Origin of the sequence: Nitratireductor sp. GZWM139 (assembly GCF_030068685.1) — a bacterium.
Classification (GTDB): Bacteria; Pseudomonadota; Alphaproteobacteria; order Rhizobiales; family Rhizobiaceae; genus Nitratireductor; species Nitratireductor aquimarinus.
On the sequence record NZ_JAMQML010000003.1, the window covers coordinates 246,581 to 259,749 of the forward strand.

At 62.0% G+C, this 13,169-nt stretch carries 15 protein-coding genes; 2 read left to right on the forward strand and 13 right to left on the reverse strand.

From position 1 onward, the window contains the following. Nucleotides 1–10 precede the first annotated feature (10 nt). The 4 genes from NDI72_RS05240 to NDI72_RS05255 form a co-directional block, all read right to left on the reverse strand. Entirely contained in the window at nucleotides 11–1,180 is a 1,170-nt protein-coding gene (locus tag NDI72_RS05240; RefSeq protein ID WP_283799863.1) for a nickel/cobalt transporter, read from the reverse strand. Between the two features lie 3 nt (nucleotides 1,181–1,183). Next, the gene (locus tag NDI72_RS05245; RefSeq protein ID WP_224873473.1) at nucleotides 1,184–1,828 is read right to left on the reverse strand and encodes a DUF1007 family protein; all 645 of its coding nucleotides are present in this window, start codon (nucleotides 1,826–1,828) and stop codon (nucleotides 1,184–1,186) included. 89 nt (nucleotides 1,829–1,917) lie between these two features. Next, nucleotides 1,918–2,820 carry a LysR family transcriptional regulator gene (locus NDI72_RS05250; protein ID WP_113152903.1) on the reverse strand — a complete coding sequence of 301 codons (903 nt, stop codon included), beginning with the start codon at nucleotides 2,818–2,820 and terminating at the stop codon, nucleotides 1,918–1,920. Between the two features lie 11 nt (nucleotides 2,821–2,831). Beyond that, nucleotides 2,832–4,019 (reverse strand): amidase, encoded by a 1,188-nt coding sequence (locus tag NDI72_RS05255; RefSeq protein WP_206553702.1) that lies wholly within the window; start codon nucleotides 4,017–4,019, stop codon nucleotides 2,832–2,834. Between the two features lie 543 nt (nucleotides 4,020–4,562). Here NDI72_RS05255 and odc2 point away from each other — a divergent pair. Both odc2 and NDI72_RS05265 read left to right on the forward strand, forming a co-directional pair. Beyond that, nucleotides 4,563–5,696, forward strand: coding sequence for an ornithine/lysine decarboxylase (gene odc2, locus NDI72_RS05260; protein ID WP_206544159.1), 1,134 nt, complete (start codon nucleotides 4,563–4,565; stop codon nucleotides 5,694–5,696). Between the two features lie 121 nt (nucleotides 5,697–5,817). After that, nucleotides 5,818–6,399, forward strand: a complete 582-nt coding sequence (locus tag NDI72_RS05265; protein ID WP_283799864.1) for a GNAT family N-acetyltransferase — start codon at nucleotides 5,818–5,820, stop codon at nucleotides 6,397–6,399. Nucleotides 6,400–6,535: 136 nt separating this feature from the next. On the opposite strand, the gene NDI72_RS05270 is transcribed toward NDI72_RS05265, so the two are convergent. The 9 genes from NDI72_RS05270 to fliQ form a co-directional block, all read right to left on the reverse strand. After that, complete coding sequence (locus NDI72_RS05270; protein ID WP_113152899.1) at nucleotides 6,536–6,817, reverse strand: SCP2 sterol-binding domain-containing protein; 282 nt, start codon at nucleotides 6,815–6,817, stop codon at nucleotides 6,536–6,538. Nucleotides 6,818–6,942: 125 nt separating this feature from the next. After that, entirely contained in the window at nucleotides 6,943–7,476 is a 534-nt protein-coding gene (locus NDI72_RS05275; protein WP_113152898.1) for a MarR family winged helix-turn-helix transcriptional regulator, read from the reverse strand. A gap of 456 nt (nucleotides 7,477–7,932) precedes the next feature. Beyond that, on the reverse strand, nucleotides 7,933–8,451 hold the full coding sequence (locus NDI72_RS05280) for a hypothetical protein (RefSeq protein WP_206544157.1): 519 nt from the start codon (nucleotides 8,449–8,451) through the stop codon (nucleotides 7,933–7,935). Continuing rightward, nucleotides 8,448–8,861 carry a hypothetical protein gene (locus tag NDI72_RS05285; protein WP_204360837.1) on the reverse strand — a complete coding sequence of 138 codons (414 nt, stop codon included), beginning with the start codon at nucleotides 8,859–8,861 and terminating at the stop codon, nucleotides 8,448–8,450. The genes NDI72_RS05280 and NDI72_RS05285 overlap by 4 nt, the downstream gene beginning before the upstream one ends. 22 nt (nucleotides 8,862–8,883) lie before the next feature. Continuing rightward, on the reverse strand, nucleotides 8,884–9,429 hold the full coding sequence (locus tag NDI72_RS05290; protein WP_222473995.1) for a rod-binding protein: 546 nt from the start codon (nucleotides 9,427–9,429) through the stop codon (nucleotides 8,884–8,886). 60 nt (nucleotides 9,430–9,489) lie between these two features. Further along, nucleotides 9,490–9,879 carry a hypothetical protein gene (locus NDI72_RS05295; protein WP_113152895.1) on the reverse strand — a complete coding sequence of 130 codons (390 nt, stop codon included), beginning with the start codon at nucleotides 9,877–9,879 and terminating at the stop codon, nucleotides 9,490–9,492. Nucleotides 9,880–9,881: 2 nt separating this feature from the next. Further along, nucleotides 9,882–10,628, reverse strand: a complete 747-nt coding sequence (gene fliR / locus NDI72_RS05300; RefSeq protein ID WP_113152894.1) for a flagellar biosynthetic protein FliR — start codon at nucleotides 10,626–10,628, stop codon at nucleotides 9,882–9,884. Nucleotides 10,629–10,700: 72 nt separating this feature from the next. Beyond that, a complete protein-coding gene (flhA, locus tag NDI72_RS05305; RefSeq protein ID WP_113152893.1) occupies nucleotides 10,701–12,788 on the reverse strand; it encodes a flagellar biosynthesis protein FlhA in 2,088 nt (695 codons plus the stop codon). A 114-nt stretch (nucleotides 12,789–12,902) separates the two neighbouring features. Next, nucleotides 12,903–13,169, reverse strand: a complete 267-nt coding sequence (gene fliQ / locus NDI72_RS05310) for a flagellar biosynthesis protein FliQ (RefSeq protein ID WP_007008607.1) — start codon at nucleotides 13,167–13,169, stop codon at nucleotides 12,903–12,905.

Genomic DNA, 13,169 nt, shown 5'->3' on the forward strand with positions numbered 1-13,169 from the left:
ACAGGAAATCTCAGGCGGTGAGGCTCGCTGCCAGAAGCGTGAGCCCCAGGAGCATGACCATGGCTGCGCCGCCGATCTCGATCACATTGTGAACGCGATTGCTGGCGCGGTCGCTGCCCGACAGCGCGATTGCCCAGTTCTTGGCCGTGACCGCGAGTGTCGCGAGAATAGAAACGGTGATGGCCGTGCCGATGGACATGGCGATGACCGAGAGCATGCCGCCGAGCCACAGGCTGTTCAGGAATGCGAAGGTGAGCACGATGAGCGCGCCCGAGCAGGGGCGAATGCCGACTGCGGCAATGGCCGTGCTTGCGGTTTTCCAGTCGAACCGCTCGCCTGAAAGCAGGGCGGGATCGGGTGCGTGCGAATGGCCGCAGGAGGGGCAGACTTCGCCCGGACCATGAGCGTGCCCGTGGTCATGTTCATGATCATGCCCATGGTCATGCGTGTGCGCATGGTCGTGGTGGTCGTGGCCACAGTCATGGCTGTGCCCGTCACGTCCGTGGTCATGATCATGTGCGTGATCGTGATGATGCGCGTGGCCGCAGCTGGAATGATCGTGGTGCTCATGCGCGTGGTTGCCGGCATGGGCGGCAGACAGGCTGTGCATGGCCTGCGGCGCGGGCTCTGGCGCCGGGCTTCTGCGCATCATGCCCGAGAGCTTGCGCCACAGGAGCCATGCGCCGAACACTGCGATGAGGCCGAAACTGACGGTTTCCAGAAAGCGGGCGGCGTCTGTCATGGAGATGGAGGTGCCGCGCAGCGCGAGGAAGACGATGCTCATGAGGACAATGGCGGTGAGCCCCTGCAGGAGCGCGGAGGCGAAGGAGAGAACCACGCCGCGCCGAAGCGCCACTTCATTGGCCAGCATATAGGACGAGATGACGGCTTTGCCGTGGCCGGGGCCGGCGGCGTGAAAGACTCCATAGGCAAATGACAGGCCGATCAGGATCCAGAGATTGCTGCCATCGTCCCGCATCGCTTTCAGCGCGCCGGTGAGCGTGCGGTAGAACGCCTGCTGCTGGGTGTTGATCCATTGCAGCGTGCCGGCGAAGGGGCCTGTCGGCGTAATTGCCGGCTCTGCCGCGCCGATGCCGAGCGAACTTTGCGCGAGGGCCGCGCCCGTGGCCAGAACGGTCAGCGCGGCGGCTGCGATGACAACACGGCGGGATGGAAGCATTGGTCAGCTGTCCTTGTTGCAGGCGATCTCCAGCCGGGTCGCAAAAATCTTGCTCATGTCGTTGCCCGTCGGATCTTCGAAGAAGGCCTCGGTCAGCGTCTGCTGGTTCTGGGCGAGCGCTTCATCGGGATCGGGACGGACGACGCTCTGCGTGCAACCGGCCGGCAGATTGTTGACGGTCATGTAGCTGTCTTCGATGAAGTCGATGGCTGTGTAGAAGGTGGGATCGTAGACGCCGAGCGAAATCTTGCCGTCGAGGGCGAGCGGCGCTTCGGGCTTCGATTCAAACAGGATGATGAGCTGGTTGTCGACGAAATCGGCAATGAGCCGGTCCGGCGCTTCCATCGCGACATCCTTGCCGTCCCTGGTGACGAGCTGGAAATAGTTGAAGTCGCCAAGCGAGGCGTGAACGACGCCTGCCACCTCGTCCAGCTCTTCCTGGCTGAGCGCGAGGTCCTGGTTCTTGTCGAACTCGACCAGCACGGTGCTGGAAAACAGATCATCGAAACGCCATACATGGTGCAGGGATGCGATGTTGCCCTGATCGTCGACATTCACGTCGAGACGCGCTTCGGCAAAGACGTGCGGATGCGCGAATGCGGGAGCCGCGCAGGCGATGGCCAAAAGCGCGATGCCGGTTCTCAGCATGGTTTTTTTGCAAGTCGGCATTTGAAATGTCTGCTCCCGTCTCGTTTGTGCTGTGTTTTACACGAACCCGGCGGAAATTAGACCAATTGTTAGCGCGTGGGATAATTTTCCTTCAGCCAGCGCGCCAGATAGTCGACGAAAGCGCGCACCTTTGCCGGAAGGTATCGGCGATGCGGGTAGATGGCGTAGATGCCCGCGCCATTGGCGGCATTGTCCTGAAGCAGGGGCACGAGACGGCCGGCCTCGACCTCGGGATCGGCGATGAAGTCCGGCAGGACGGCGAAACCCAGCCCGGAGATCGCGGCAGCGCGCGCGGTCATCGGGCTGTTGACCTCGATGCGCCCGGTGACGGGGATGTTGACGATTTCGCCATCTTCGTCGCGGAAGGGCCAGTTCTGGCGATAGCGGCTGTTGGTGTCGACGATGCAGGGCAGGTGGGTCAGATCCTGCGGGCTCTTGGGCTCGCCATGGGTGGCGATCAGTTCCGGGGAAGCGCAGAGCACGACGCGGAAGGGGGCGAGGCGCTTTGCGATGAGCGAGGAATCGGAGAGCTTCGTGATCCGGATCGCAAGGTCGAAACCTTCTTCCACGAGATCGACGAACCGGTCATCCAGATTGATCTCCAGCGTGATGTCGGGATGCGCCTTGGCAAAATCGATCAGCGACTGGCCGACAGGCGCGTCGGCGAAGGTGCGCGGGGCGGAAAGGCGGACGCGGCCGCGCACGTCACCGGAGGAATCGCGCACGGATTCAGCCAGGTCTTCCACATCGCGCAGCAGCTCCACGGCGCGCGCGTAATAGGTGTGGCCGGCTTCCGTCAGCGACAATTGCCTTGTGGTCCGGTTCAGAAGCAGCGCGCCCAGTTCGTCTTCGAGCTCACGCACATATTTCGAGAGCAGGGCCTTCGACTTGCCGACCTTGCGGGCGGCTGCGGAGAAGCCTTCCGCTTCGACCACGTCGACAAAGGCGCGCATGCGGCTGAGGGTGTCCAAGGGCGTATCCTTCAGGTTCCGGAGAGAATGTCTGCGGCCATGCGAATGAGCTGCCGGTCGCTGCCGGCTGGCCCGAGAAGCGAGATGCCGAAGGGGGCATCATGCACGTGACCGAGGGGGAGGGTGATCTGGGGCCAGCCAAGCAGGCCGGCAATGGAGGTGAGGCTGAGCGCGAGGCCGCGGAAACGGTCCAGCTCCTCCTCGGTCGCGCCCTTGAGCGGGGCGACCGTTGGCTGGGTGGGCATGACCAGCACCATGTCGTCTTCGAAGAGCGCTGCGAAATCCTGCTGGAAGCGGTGGCGTTCGGCACGGGCCCCGGCAACGGTTTCGGCGCTGATCCGGCTGCCGAATTCGAACCGGTCCTTCACGCCGGGCCCAAGCTGCGGTTTTTCCCTGCGGATGAAATCCCCATGGGACTGCCAGGCCTCGTAAGCCTGAATGGTGCGGAAGCAGGAGAAGAGCGCATCGACCGTTCCGGGAAGGGCGAGAAACGCCGCTTCGCGCTCGAAATGACGACCGGCTGCGTGGAGCATGGTTGTGTAGGCGGCGCGCTCCTGCTCGCCGAACAGAAGCGCTTCGAGTTCCGCGATCCGAACCGGCTTGGTCAGGCGTGTCCGGTGCGTGTCCTCACCGAGGAGGACATCGCCCACACGGGCATAGAGCGAGGCGTCGCGCGCAAACCAGCCGAACGTATCGAAGGAGGGGGCAAGCGGCATCGAACCCTCAAGTGAAATGCGCCCATGGGTGGTGCGCAGGCCGATCAGGCCGCAATAGGAAGCGGGCGCGCGGATGGAGCCATTGGTGTCTGAACCGGCGGCGATGTCGGCAAGCCCGCCGGCCACGGCCGCAGCCGAGCCGGAAGAGGAGCCGCCGGTAAAGCGCTGCGGGGCGGCGCGATTGACCGGAGCCGGGAAGTGGGCGTTGAGCCCGATCATGGAGAAGGTGAGCTCGTCGGTCTGGGTCTTGCCGATGAACTGCGCGCCGGCGTCGAGCAGGCGCTGGATGGCGGGCGCGGTGCCCGTCGCTTCGGGAAAGGCTTTGGCGCGATCCGGATTGCCGCCGCCGGTCGGGTAGCCTTCCACGTCGAAGATGTCCTTGACGCCGAGTGTCAGCCCGTTGAGCGGGCCTTCGCCGGAGGCTGGAAGGGGGATGTTCGGGTAGTCGAGGAAAGCATTCAGCGTGTCGCGGGTCGTTGTCATTGTTTTTCCTCGCTGGGTCCTGCGGCAACAGGTTGGCATTCAGGAACTTTTTTTCAAGCACACAAAAATTTTCGTTGATTGTGACAGGCGTTGCCCCTATATCCGCGCTGCCCAAAGTCGCACGTGCCTGTGGGTGTCCGCCGGACCTCGAAAATGGCGAGGAAACCGGTACGGTACCTGGACCTAACCGCTCCAGTCGATCTTACGGCCAACCGATAGATCGAGGACATCTTGAAGCAACGACGGTGCGGGCCTTTCTGGTGTCTGCCGGCTGTCCAAAAGCCGGGGTTACTGAAGAGGCACACCTTCATTGCCGGCAGTGCGGTTGGGGTCTCCCATCCAAAGCTGAGGCAGACAAAGCGTATATTCGCCGCAAGGCGGGAATGCATCGATACGCGTTACGCATGACCTGGTTCCGGTGCTCTCCACCTGCCGGCCCCAGTGTGTGCACGCCGCGTCCTTTGTCCACCGCGGATGCCTGACGGCATTTGCAGTTTCGAAGCTTCGGTAATGCGGCCAGCAGGGCCGCAATTGGAGAGACTGATGGCCACTCAGCGCATTCTTGACTTCCTCGCCACCCGCCGTCCCGATGGTCCCTGCCTGGTCGTCGACCTCGACGTCGTGCATGACAATTACTGCGCCTTTGAAAAGGCGCTGCCCGATTCCAAGATCTATTACGCCGTGAAGGCCAATCCGGCCCCGGAGATCCTGCGCCTGCTCGCCCAGCTGGGCTCGAGCTTCGATACCGCTTCGGTGGCCGAAATCGAGATGGCGCTGAACGCCGGCGCGACGCCCGACCGCATCTCCTACGGCAACACGATCAAGAAGGAGCGCGACATTGCGCGCGCCTATGAGCTTGGCATTCGCCTGTTCGCGGTGGACTGCGAGGAAGAGGTGGACAAGATTGCGCGCGTCGCACCGGGCTCGCGCGTGTTCTGCCGCGTGCTGACGGACGGCGCTGGCGCTGAATGGCCGCTGTCGCGCAAGTTCGGCTGCGTGCCGGCCATGGCCGTGGATGTTCTGCGCCATGCCCGCACGCTTGGCCTCGACCCCTATGGCGTTTCCTTCCATGTCGGCTCGCAGCAGACCGATCTCGATGCATGGGACCGCGCGCTGGAAGACGCCCGTGGCGTGTTCGGCGCGCTGGCTGACGAAGGCATCGTGCTGCGCATGGTCAATATGGGCGGTGGCTTCCCGACCCGCTACCTGCGCGACGTTCCGGCCGCACAGGCCTATGGCCAGGCGATCTTCTCGGCGCTGCGCAAGCATTTCGGCAACCGCATTCCCGAGACCATCATCGAGCCGGGCCGCGGCATGGTCGGCAATGCCGGCGTCATCAAGTCGGAAGTCGTGCTGATCTCCAAGAAGGCGGACAACGACAATGTGCGCTGGGTCTATCTGGACATCGGCAAGTTCGGCGGTCTGGCCGAGACGATGGACGAGGCCATCCGCTACCCGCTGGTGACGCCGCATGACGGCGGTGAGACCGCACCCTGCGTTCTGGCCGGCCCGACCTGCGATTCCGCAGACGTGATGTATGAGAAGACGCCCTATCCGCTGCCGCTGTCGCTGACCATTGGCGATGAAGTGCTGATCGAAGGCACGGGCGCCTACACCACGACCTATGCTTCGGTGGCCTTCAACGGGTTTGAGCCGCTCCGATCCTACGTCATCTGACGCATCGGACATCCGGCCCGCGCAGGAACGCGCGGGCTTCTCATTCCACACTGCCTCCAGATCGCCCTGCGCCCATTCGGACGCGCAGGGCGATCTGTGCGATTGATAGAACATCGAGGACATGGCCATGACCCAGGCTGTTGTCGGTGGAGCGCTTGCGCCTGCCTTCTCCATTATTTGCGAAACAGCGCATGACGAGATCGAGCGCGAGGCGCTGCTCGACCGCGTCATGGGACCGAAACGCAGGCTGAAATCATCCGAGGCGCTGCGCCGTGACCGGGTGCCGGCCGAGGGGCTGGCGTTTGTTGCGCGCGATGCGGACGGCTTCATGATCGGGTCGGTGCGTCTGTGGGATGTGCGTCTCGGCGAGGGCGGTCCTGCCGCGCTGCTGCTCGGGCCGCTTGCTGTCGAAACCGCGCTTGCCGGGCGCGGGGTGGGCGCGGCCATGATGCGCCATGCGCTGGCCGAGGCCAGGCGGCTTGAGCACGCAGCCGTTCTACTGGTGGGAGACGCCGCCTATTATGAGCGCTTCGGCTTCTCGGCCAGTCTGACGGGTGCGCTTGCCATGCCCGGACCCTATGAGGCGGAACGCTTTCAGGCGCTCGAGTTCAGGCCCGGCGTGCTTGCCGGTGCTTCCGGGACGCTTGAGGCGAGTGGCCGCCTGATCGCCGCGCGCGCCGGGGCGCATGGGCGGGTTGTCTAGGGTTCTGATCCTGGGGATAAGACCTGCGTGCCATTCCGAAATGAAAAAGGGCGGAGCGCTTTCCTGACAAAAGCGATCCGCCCTGATGCGTTATGGTTCCTGCAATGGTGCAGGAGACCTGCTGTTCAGCTGTCGTTTAGAGCACCTGGCTGAGCTGCATGGCGACGGACATGTCCCCGGCCACCTTGAGTTTTCCCTGCATGAAAGCAGCTGTCGGGTCGAGATCGCCCGCGATCATGGCCTCGAGGTCTTCCTTGGCGAGGCTGATGACACAATCGGCATCACCGTTCTCGGTGGAGACGCTGTTTCCGTCGATGACGATGACACCGTCATCGCCGCAATCGAATTTCACCGAGCTGCCAAAGCCCGAATCTGCGACACGTGCTTTCACCTTCTCGGCAATTGCGTCCATCCCCATGCGTATTCTCCCTGTAACCCGGATGCGCTTTCTTGTTTCGATGGCTTCACCCGCTCTGAGAGCGTGCGGCCTGACATGGCGACACTAGTCATTTGTTGACGTTTACGTCAACGTTTTTCTGGCGTTCACCGGCGCGGTAGCGGGGTTCTTTTCTTGGGGGCCAGCAGGCGGTCGAGCAGTGCTATGAGGGCGTTGCGGTTGTCCTCTCCGCCCAGTTTGTCGATGATCCGTTTCTCATGCTGTGCCCAGAGCTTCGAGATTTCGGTGATGAAATCCGCGCCCTTCTCGGTGAGGTGCAGAGAGTGGGAGCGGCGGTCTATGTCGCCCTTCCGGCGTTCGGCAAGGCCACGGTTTTCCAGACAGTCCATCAATGCGACGAAATTGGCGCGCTTGATGCCGAGCTGTTCTGCAACTTCGGTCTGCTTCTGGCCGGGGTTTGCGGCGATCAGGGAAAGCACCGCAAACTCGGTTGGACGCAACTTCACCGAAGCGAACGACTTCTGAAAATCCTGGAAGACTGCAAGCTGCGCACGACGCAGCTTGTATCCGATGGCCGTTGCCAGGGGCGGTAAACACGTACCGTTGGTGTCGGTGTCAAAAGCTTCGATATATTCCTTATCCGTGGTCGGCGGCGAAATATCGACCGTGGTGTGCGTCATCGTCACTATAAATCTCCAAAATATACTCTTTCGGCCCGCGCGAAGGGCGGCAACGAAACAGCGCTCTGCACCCCGGACGAAAAATGACCGGGATAATCGCAGTAGCAAAAGACCGTTTGCATAGGTTCGCTGTATAAGGCAACGCTTTATATCTGCATTAAACAAATCGATTTTGGACAGGAATGAGGCGTTCGGAAACAAAAGTTCACGAATTAGGCTAATTTCGCAAAAAATGGCCGTCCTGCGATAGCTTTTATTCTTTATAATATTTCAAGTTTTAAAATTATAATCTCTATTTTCGGCGCGCTGAGTCTTGAAGATTTTGGCAGCGATCCATCGGCTTTGCCTGATCTCAGACAAGCAAAAAGCCCTGAAAACCATGGCGATTTTCAGGGCCTGGGATCTTTGGCTCGCAGAAGGTGTTTCAGGAGCAGGACGACAGTGTCAGTCGTGCCCCTAGTGATCGGTTTTTGATGCCGGAGCGCTGCTCTCGGAATCCGGACCGAGCCGGCTCCGTGCTCCCTGATTGCGGATTTCCGCTTTCGACAGATAGTCGGCCTGCTCGATAAACACTTCATGGACGAGTTCGTCGCCGACCCGGGCATTGATGCTCTCGATCAGCCCGTCGCGGAAGGCGTTTACGTTAAAACCGTCTTCGCTTGCGTAATCGATGGTGGGGTTGGCGTAGAGATGGGAGTAGATCTCGTCCACCAGCATGGCGTCCATGGGAATGCTGAGCGCCTTGATCTTCTTGGAATCCACCGAATAGGACAGGCGCGCGAGGAAATAGCCATCCACCGCGCCGTTCTTCACGACCGGCACCGAGATCACGTCGGTGCTCACATAGTCGAGGCCGCCGAAGAAGGCGGGCGGCGGCTCGGCGCTGTTCTTGGCCTGTGAGAACTGGAACGAATAAAGCATCGTTCCCACCGTGACGGCGCAGATCCACAGGGCTGCAAGGACGAACTTGATCATGCGGGTGAGGCCTGCCCGAATTCGCGTTCGGAATAGGTGCCGTCGGTCTGGGCGCGTTCGATGGCTTCCTGCAGGAGGTCGGCCACATCGTTGACGGCGCTCATATGGGCGCGAATGGTCTCTTCATTGACGGCGAGCTTGTCGCGCAGGCGCTCCAGCGCATCGCGGTGCGCGTTGGCGAGGCCTGCTTCATTTGCGCCTTTCAGGGCGCGGGTGAGTTCGTAGAGATGACGGCTCTTGCGCGCATTGGACGCTTTGATGTCGAAGCCGGGATTGTTGCGGATCGCGTCCGTCTCGGCGTCGATGGTTTCCTCGATGCGGCGCATGATTGCCAAGGCGCTCGCGCCTCCATGCTGGTTCATGGCCAGGGCGGCTTTCTCGGAATTGGCTGCGGAGGTCATATCATACATGGGTTCGTTCCGTTTCTGAGCTTCAGCTCTCTTTTTCGTCACGTGCGGCAGCGGCTGGGTTTACCCCGAGTGTCCTTGCTGCATGCCGTTCGATTTCCTCGACCATGGCGGTGGACATGAGAGCCCGCCTGCCTGCCTCTTCCTGCTCGGGTGTCTGCGAGACAGCGCCCACTGGAACCCGTTCTTCGTTTTCGACCGTGTAGTCGCGCAGCACATTGCGCGCGATGCCCAGCCCGCCCTGCTCGGCGAGGGACTCGCTAAGCTGTTGCGCGAGCATGGAGCGCCACATTTCGCCGGCCAGCCCCTCGCCGTAAACGGAGGAGGTCTCTTCCGGCAGGAGCGACTGCATGAAGTTCTGAAGCACCATGGCCTCGAACTTCTTCTCCACATCGGAAGGTGCGCTGGCGTCGGTTCTGGTTGCGCCGACGGGTCTTGCGTCGAACACTGCCTGGAAGCTGGCCGTCGCGCCCGACTTTGCCTGCAACCGCTCCTTCGCGGCGGCGGCTTTGGCCGGATCTGCGGCGCGCGCCACATTCAAAACAATGTCGCCGGGAGGCGATATCGCCAAGGCGTCCTCCATCGCTCGTGTCTGTAACCGGCATATTCCCAGATCAAGCTTGTGGGAGGCTTAAGCCTCGTTTGACCTGCGGCGCTCGATGAATTCGAGACGTTCCTTGTCGGCGGCGCTGCGCTCTTCGAGATCGGTGGCTTCGCGATAGGCGCGCGCCAGCGCGTTTCCGCGGGCATCCGCCTGCATGATGTTGCCGACCTCTTGTCGGGCGCGTGCGGCGCTGGCCTGCCTGCGCTCCATCGCACTGGCCACCCGGCGATGATAGAGTTCCGGGAAGAGGTTGGTCATGTCCGTGCCGGTGTCGAGCGTGTCGGTGATGGCCTTTGCTTCTTCCTCGGCGGCAATCGCTTGCGCCAGATGGGTCGCGTGCTGGGCCTGATGGTAATCCTTTAGGCGCTGCATCACGAGAACCAGTTTCTGGAGGCGTTTTTGTCTTGGCGTCGCCATGGCTAGCGCCCCTCGAAAATCGGGAAGAAGCCCTCGGCAAACAGGCCGAGCAGCGAGGGAATGGCGAAATAAAGCAGGATCAGGCCGCCCGCGATCACGAAGGGCAGGGAGATGAAGTAGATCGGGATCTGCGGCGTGAGCTTGTTGATGAAGCCGATGCCCAGATTGACCAGAATGGCGTAGGCGAGAAACGGGCTGCCAAGCCGGATCATCACGTAGAAGGCGTCGGAGAGCGTGTCGGTGATGTCGGTCAGGGCCGATTGCGGATCGAACAGGCTTTCGATCGGCGCGAGCTGATAGGACACGACGAGCGCGCGGATGATCTCGTGGTGGAAGTCCAGAACGAAAAGCAGCATCAGCGCCGACAGCGAGATGAGCGCGGTAAGCGGCGGCTGCGGTTCGGCTTCTTCGATTGCGGTGCCGCCGGCAGCCATGCCGAAACCGGCAAACATCGCCATGGATGTGCCGATGAACTGTAGCGACAGGACATAAAGCCGGGCGATGAGCCCGATCAGCGCGCCGATGGCGAGTTCCGAAGCGATGAGCAGGAAAAGTGGTCCGGGCTCACTCGACACATGCGGCGTGATGAGGTCCCACAGATGCGCGAGCATGGCAAGCGTGGCGGCAACGGCCACGAACAGCCGCACCTGCATGGGAACGCGCACGCTGGAAAGGCCCGGCATGAACAGGAAACAGCCGCCGATGCGGCAGAACGCCAGAAAGGCTGCAAGGAGCGGCGTTTCAAGCATCGCGTCAGCCCGTGGCAGGAATGACCCGGCGGTGGATGCCGGGTCTGCATGAAGGAAGGGGCGGACGCCGCATCAGGAGATGGAGCCCAGAACGCTGAGCTCGACGCCCTTGGCCATTTCCACATGGCTGAGCACCGGCAGGGTGGGGAACAGGCGTTCGGTGATCATGCGCACATAGGGGCGGGCTTCCGGCGCGGTGACGAGAACGAAGCGCTCGCCGGCGTCCAGATGCTTGCGGATTGCCTTGCTCGCATCCTGGCCGAACTCTTCGAGCTGGCGCGGGTCGATGTCGAATTCGCGGATCTCGCCCTTGGCGTCGCGCTTGAGCGCCTGGTGGAAGGCCAGATCCCAGCGGCCGCCGAGCCGCAGCACCTTGAGCGTGTTGCCTTCCGTCAGATCGCCACAGATCTGCTGCGCCATGCGGATGCGCACATGCTCGACGATCTGCTCGGTGCGGCGGATATGGGGGGCGATTTCGGCAATGGCCTCGATGATGAGGTGCAGGTTGCGGATCGAGACGCGCTCGGCAAGGAGCAGTTTCAGCACTGCCTGCAGACCCGGATAGGTGATGTGCGAAGAGCAGATCTCGTCGGCGAGCTTCCGGTATTCCGGATCAAGCCGCTCGATCAGCGCCTTCATGTCCTTGTAGGAAAGAAGCTGCGGCAGGTTGTTGCGGATCACTTCGCTCAGATGGGTGAGTAACACCGACATGTTGTCGGCGAACGCATAGCGCTCGCGCTTCAGATCGTCGGCGAACATCTCCGGCACGGAGAAGGCGCGCATGCCGAAGGCGGGTTCCTTGACCTCTTCGCCGGGCATGTCCGGCATCCGATTGTTGCCGACCAGCACGAGCAACTCGCCCACACGCATCTGATATTCGGTCACCACGGTGCCGTGGATCTTGATGCGGTAGCTCTTTGGCGGGATCGTATAATCATCCGTCAGGCGCACTTCGGGGACCACGAAGCCGTACTGCGCAGCGAATTTCTTGCGCATCTTGCCCATGCGGTAGGCGAGCTCCTGATGCGAGGCGAGAAGCCGCGTGGAGAGCTGCTTGCCGATGAGAAGTTCGATCTCCGCGGTCTTGAGCGAGGATTTGACGGAGTTGCGCTCTTCCTCTTCCTGCGAGAGCTGCTCCTGACGCTGGGCCTCGTCGGCGCTTTCCTGACGCTGACGCGCGCGGCGCGGCAGCGTGTAGCCGATGGCGGCCATGATGACGGCAAGCGTGATGAAGGGAAGGAACGGCAGGCCGGGCACCAGACCGAGAACGGTGAGCAGCATGGCGGCGACGAACAGCGCGCGGGGATAGGCGCTGAGCTGGCCGAACACGGCCTGATCGGCAGAGCCGCGCGTACCGCCCTTGGAAACGAGCAGGCCGGCGGCGAGCGAAACGATCAGCGCCGGGATCTGCGAGACGAGACCGTCACCCACCGAAAGCTTGGTGAAGACATCGGCTGCCTCGCCGATGCTCATGTCGTGGCGCGCATAGCCGATGGCGATGCCGCCGACGATGTTGATGGCGGTGATGATGAGACCGGCAATGGCGTCGCCGCGCACGAATTTCGATGCACCGTCCATGGCGCCGAAGAAGGAGCTTTCCTCTTCGAGTTCGGCGCGTCGGCGCTGGGCTTCCTTGTCGTCGATGGTGCCGGCGGAGAGGTCGGCGTCGATGGACATCTGCTTGCCGGGAATGGCGTCCAGCGTGAAGCGTGCGCCCACCTCTGCGATACGGGTCGAGCCCTTGGTGATGACGACGAAGTTCACCACGACAAGGATCATGAAGACGATGAGGCCGATCACGAAATCGCCGCTCATCACCATGCGTGAGAAGCCGCCGATGACATAGCCGGCGGCATTCGCGCCCTCGTGGCCCTCCGACAGGATGACGCGGGTTGTCGCGATGTTGAGCGACAGGCGCAGCATGGTTGCGATGAGCAGGATCGTGGGGAAGGACGAGAAGTCCAGCGGCCGCTGGATCCACAGCGCCACCATGAGGATGAGAACCGAAAGAGCGATGGAGAATGCCAGGCCGACGTCGATCAGGAATGGCGGGATGGGCAGGAAGAGCACCGCCAGAATGATGACGACGCCGATTGCGAAGCCGATGTCGCGGCCGTGCTTTCGGGTCTCTGCGCCTGTGATTGCTTCGCTTAACGCCATGCCGGTCTTCCCACTCGATGGAAGGCGTTCGCACGCCTTTGCGCCGAAGCTAGCGTCTCAAGCTTGCGCGAAAGAGGAGCGTGGGAGGATTGCCGGCTGTAATTAAGGCTGGGTCTAGAACCCGCCCTCGATGCGCTGGAAGATGACGTTGCTGAAGCCGGAGATCTGCGAGGCGACGAAAGGTGCCGAAAACGCCACCGCAACGAGGATCGCAACGATCTTGGGCACGAAGGTGAGGGTGATTTCCTGCACTTGTGTCAGGGCCTGCACAAGCGCAATGCCGACGCCGACCACCATGGCGACGATGACCGCGGGGCTGGATGCCACCAGAACGGTCCAGATCGCATACTGGACGATATCGAGGGCGTCGGCTTCGTTCAT

Excerpts from the sequence above, each read along its gene's own strand:
- odc2 (WP_206544159.1), top strand. The coding sequence starts at position 4,563 with ATGGCCACTCAGCGCATTCTTGACTTCCTCGCCACCCGCCGTCCCGAT.
- NDI72_RS05275 (WP_113152898.1), bottom strand. The coding sequence starts at position 7,476 with ATGACGCACACCACGGTCGATATTTCGCCGCCGACCACGGATAAGGAA.
- NDI72_RS05265 (WP_283799864.1), top strand. The coding sequence starts at position 5,818 with ATGGCCATGACCCAGGCTGTTGTCGGTGGAGCGCTTGCGCCTGCCTTC.
- flhA (WP_113152893.1), bottom strand. The coding sequence starts at position 12,788 with ATGGCGTTAAGCGAAGCAATCACAGGCGCAGAGACCCGAAAGCACGGC.
- fliQ (WP_007008607.1), bottom strand. The coding sequence starts at position 13,169 with ATGAACGAAGCCGACGCCCTCGATATCGTCCAGTATGCGATCTGGACC.
- NDI72_RS05280 (WP_206544157.1), bottom strand. The coding sequence starts at position 8,451 with ATGATCAAGTTCGTCCTTGCAGCCCTGTGGATCTGCGCCGTCACGGTG.
- NDI72_RS05245 (WP_224873473.1), bottom strand. The coding sequence starts at position 1,828 with ATGCTGAGAACCGGCATCGCGCTTTTGGCCATCGCCTGCGCGGCTCCC.
- NDI72_RS05295 (WP_113152895.1), bottom strand. The coding sequence starts at position 9,879 with ATGGCGACGCCAAGACAAAAACGCCTCCAGAAACTGGTTCTCGTGATG.
- NDI72_RS05255 (WP_206553702.1), bottom strand. The coding sequence starts at position 4,019 with ATGACAACGACCCGCGACACGCTGAATGCTTTCCTCGACTACCCGAAC.
- NDI72_RS05285 (WP_204360837.1), bottom strand. The coding sequence starts at position 8,861 with ATGTATGATATGACCTCCGCAGCCAATTCCGAGAAAGCCGCCCTGGCC.
- NDI72_RS05240 (WP_283799863.1), bottom strand. The coding sequence starts at position 1,180 with ATGCTTCCATCCCGCCGTGTTGTCATCGCAGCCGCCGCGCTGACCGTT.
- fliR (WP_113152894.1), bottom strand. The coding sequence starts at position 10,628 with ATGCTTGAAACGCCGCTCCTTGCAGCCTTTCTGGCGTTCTGCCGCATC.
- NDI72_RS05270 (WP_113152899.1), bottom strand. The coding sequence starts at position 6,817 with ATGGGGATGGACGCAATTGCCGAGAAGGTGAAAGCACGTGTCGCAGAT.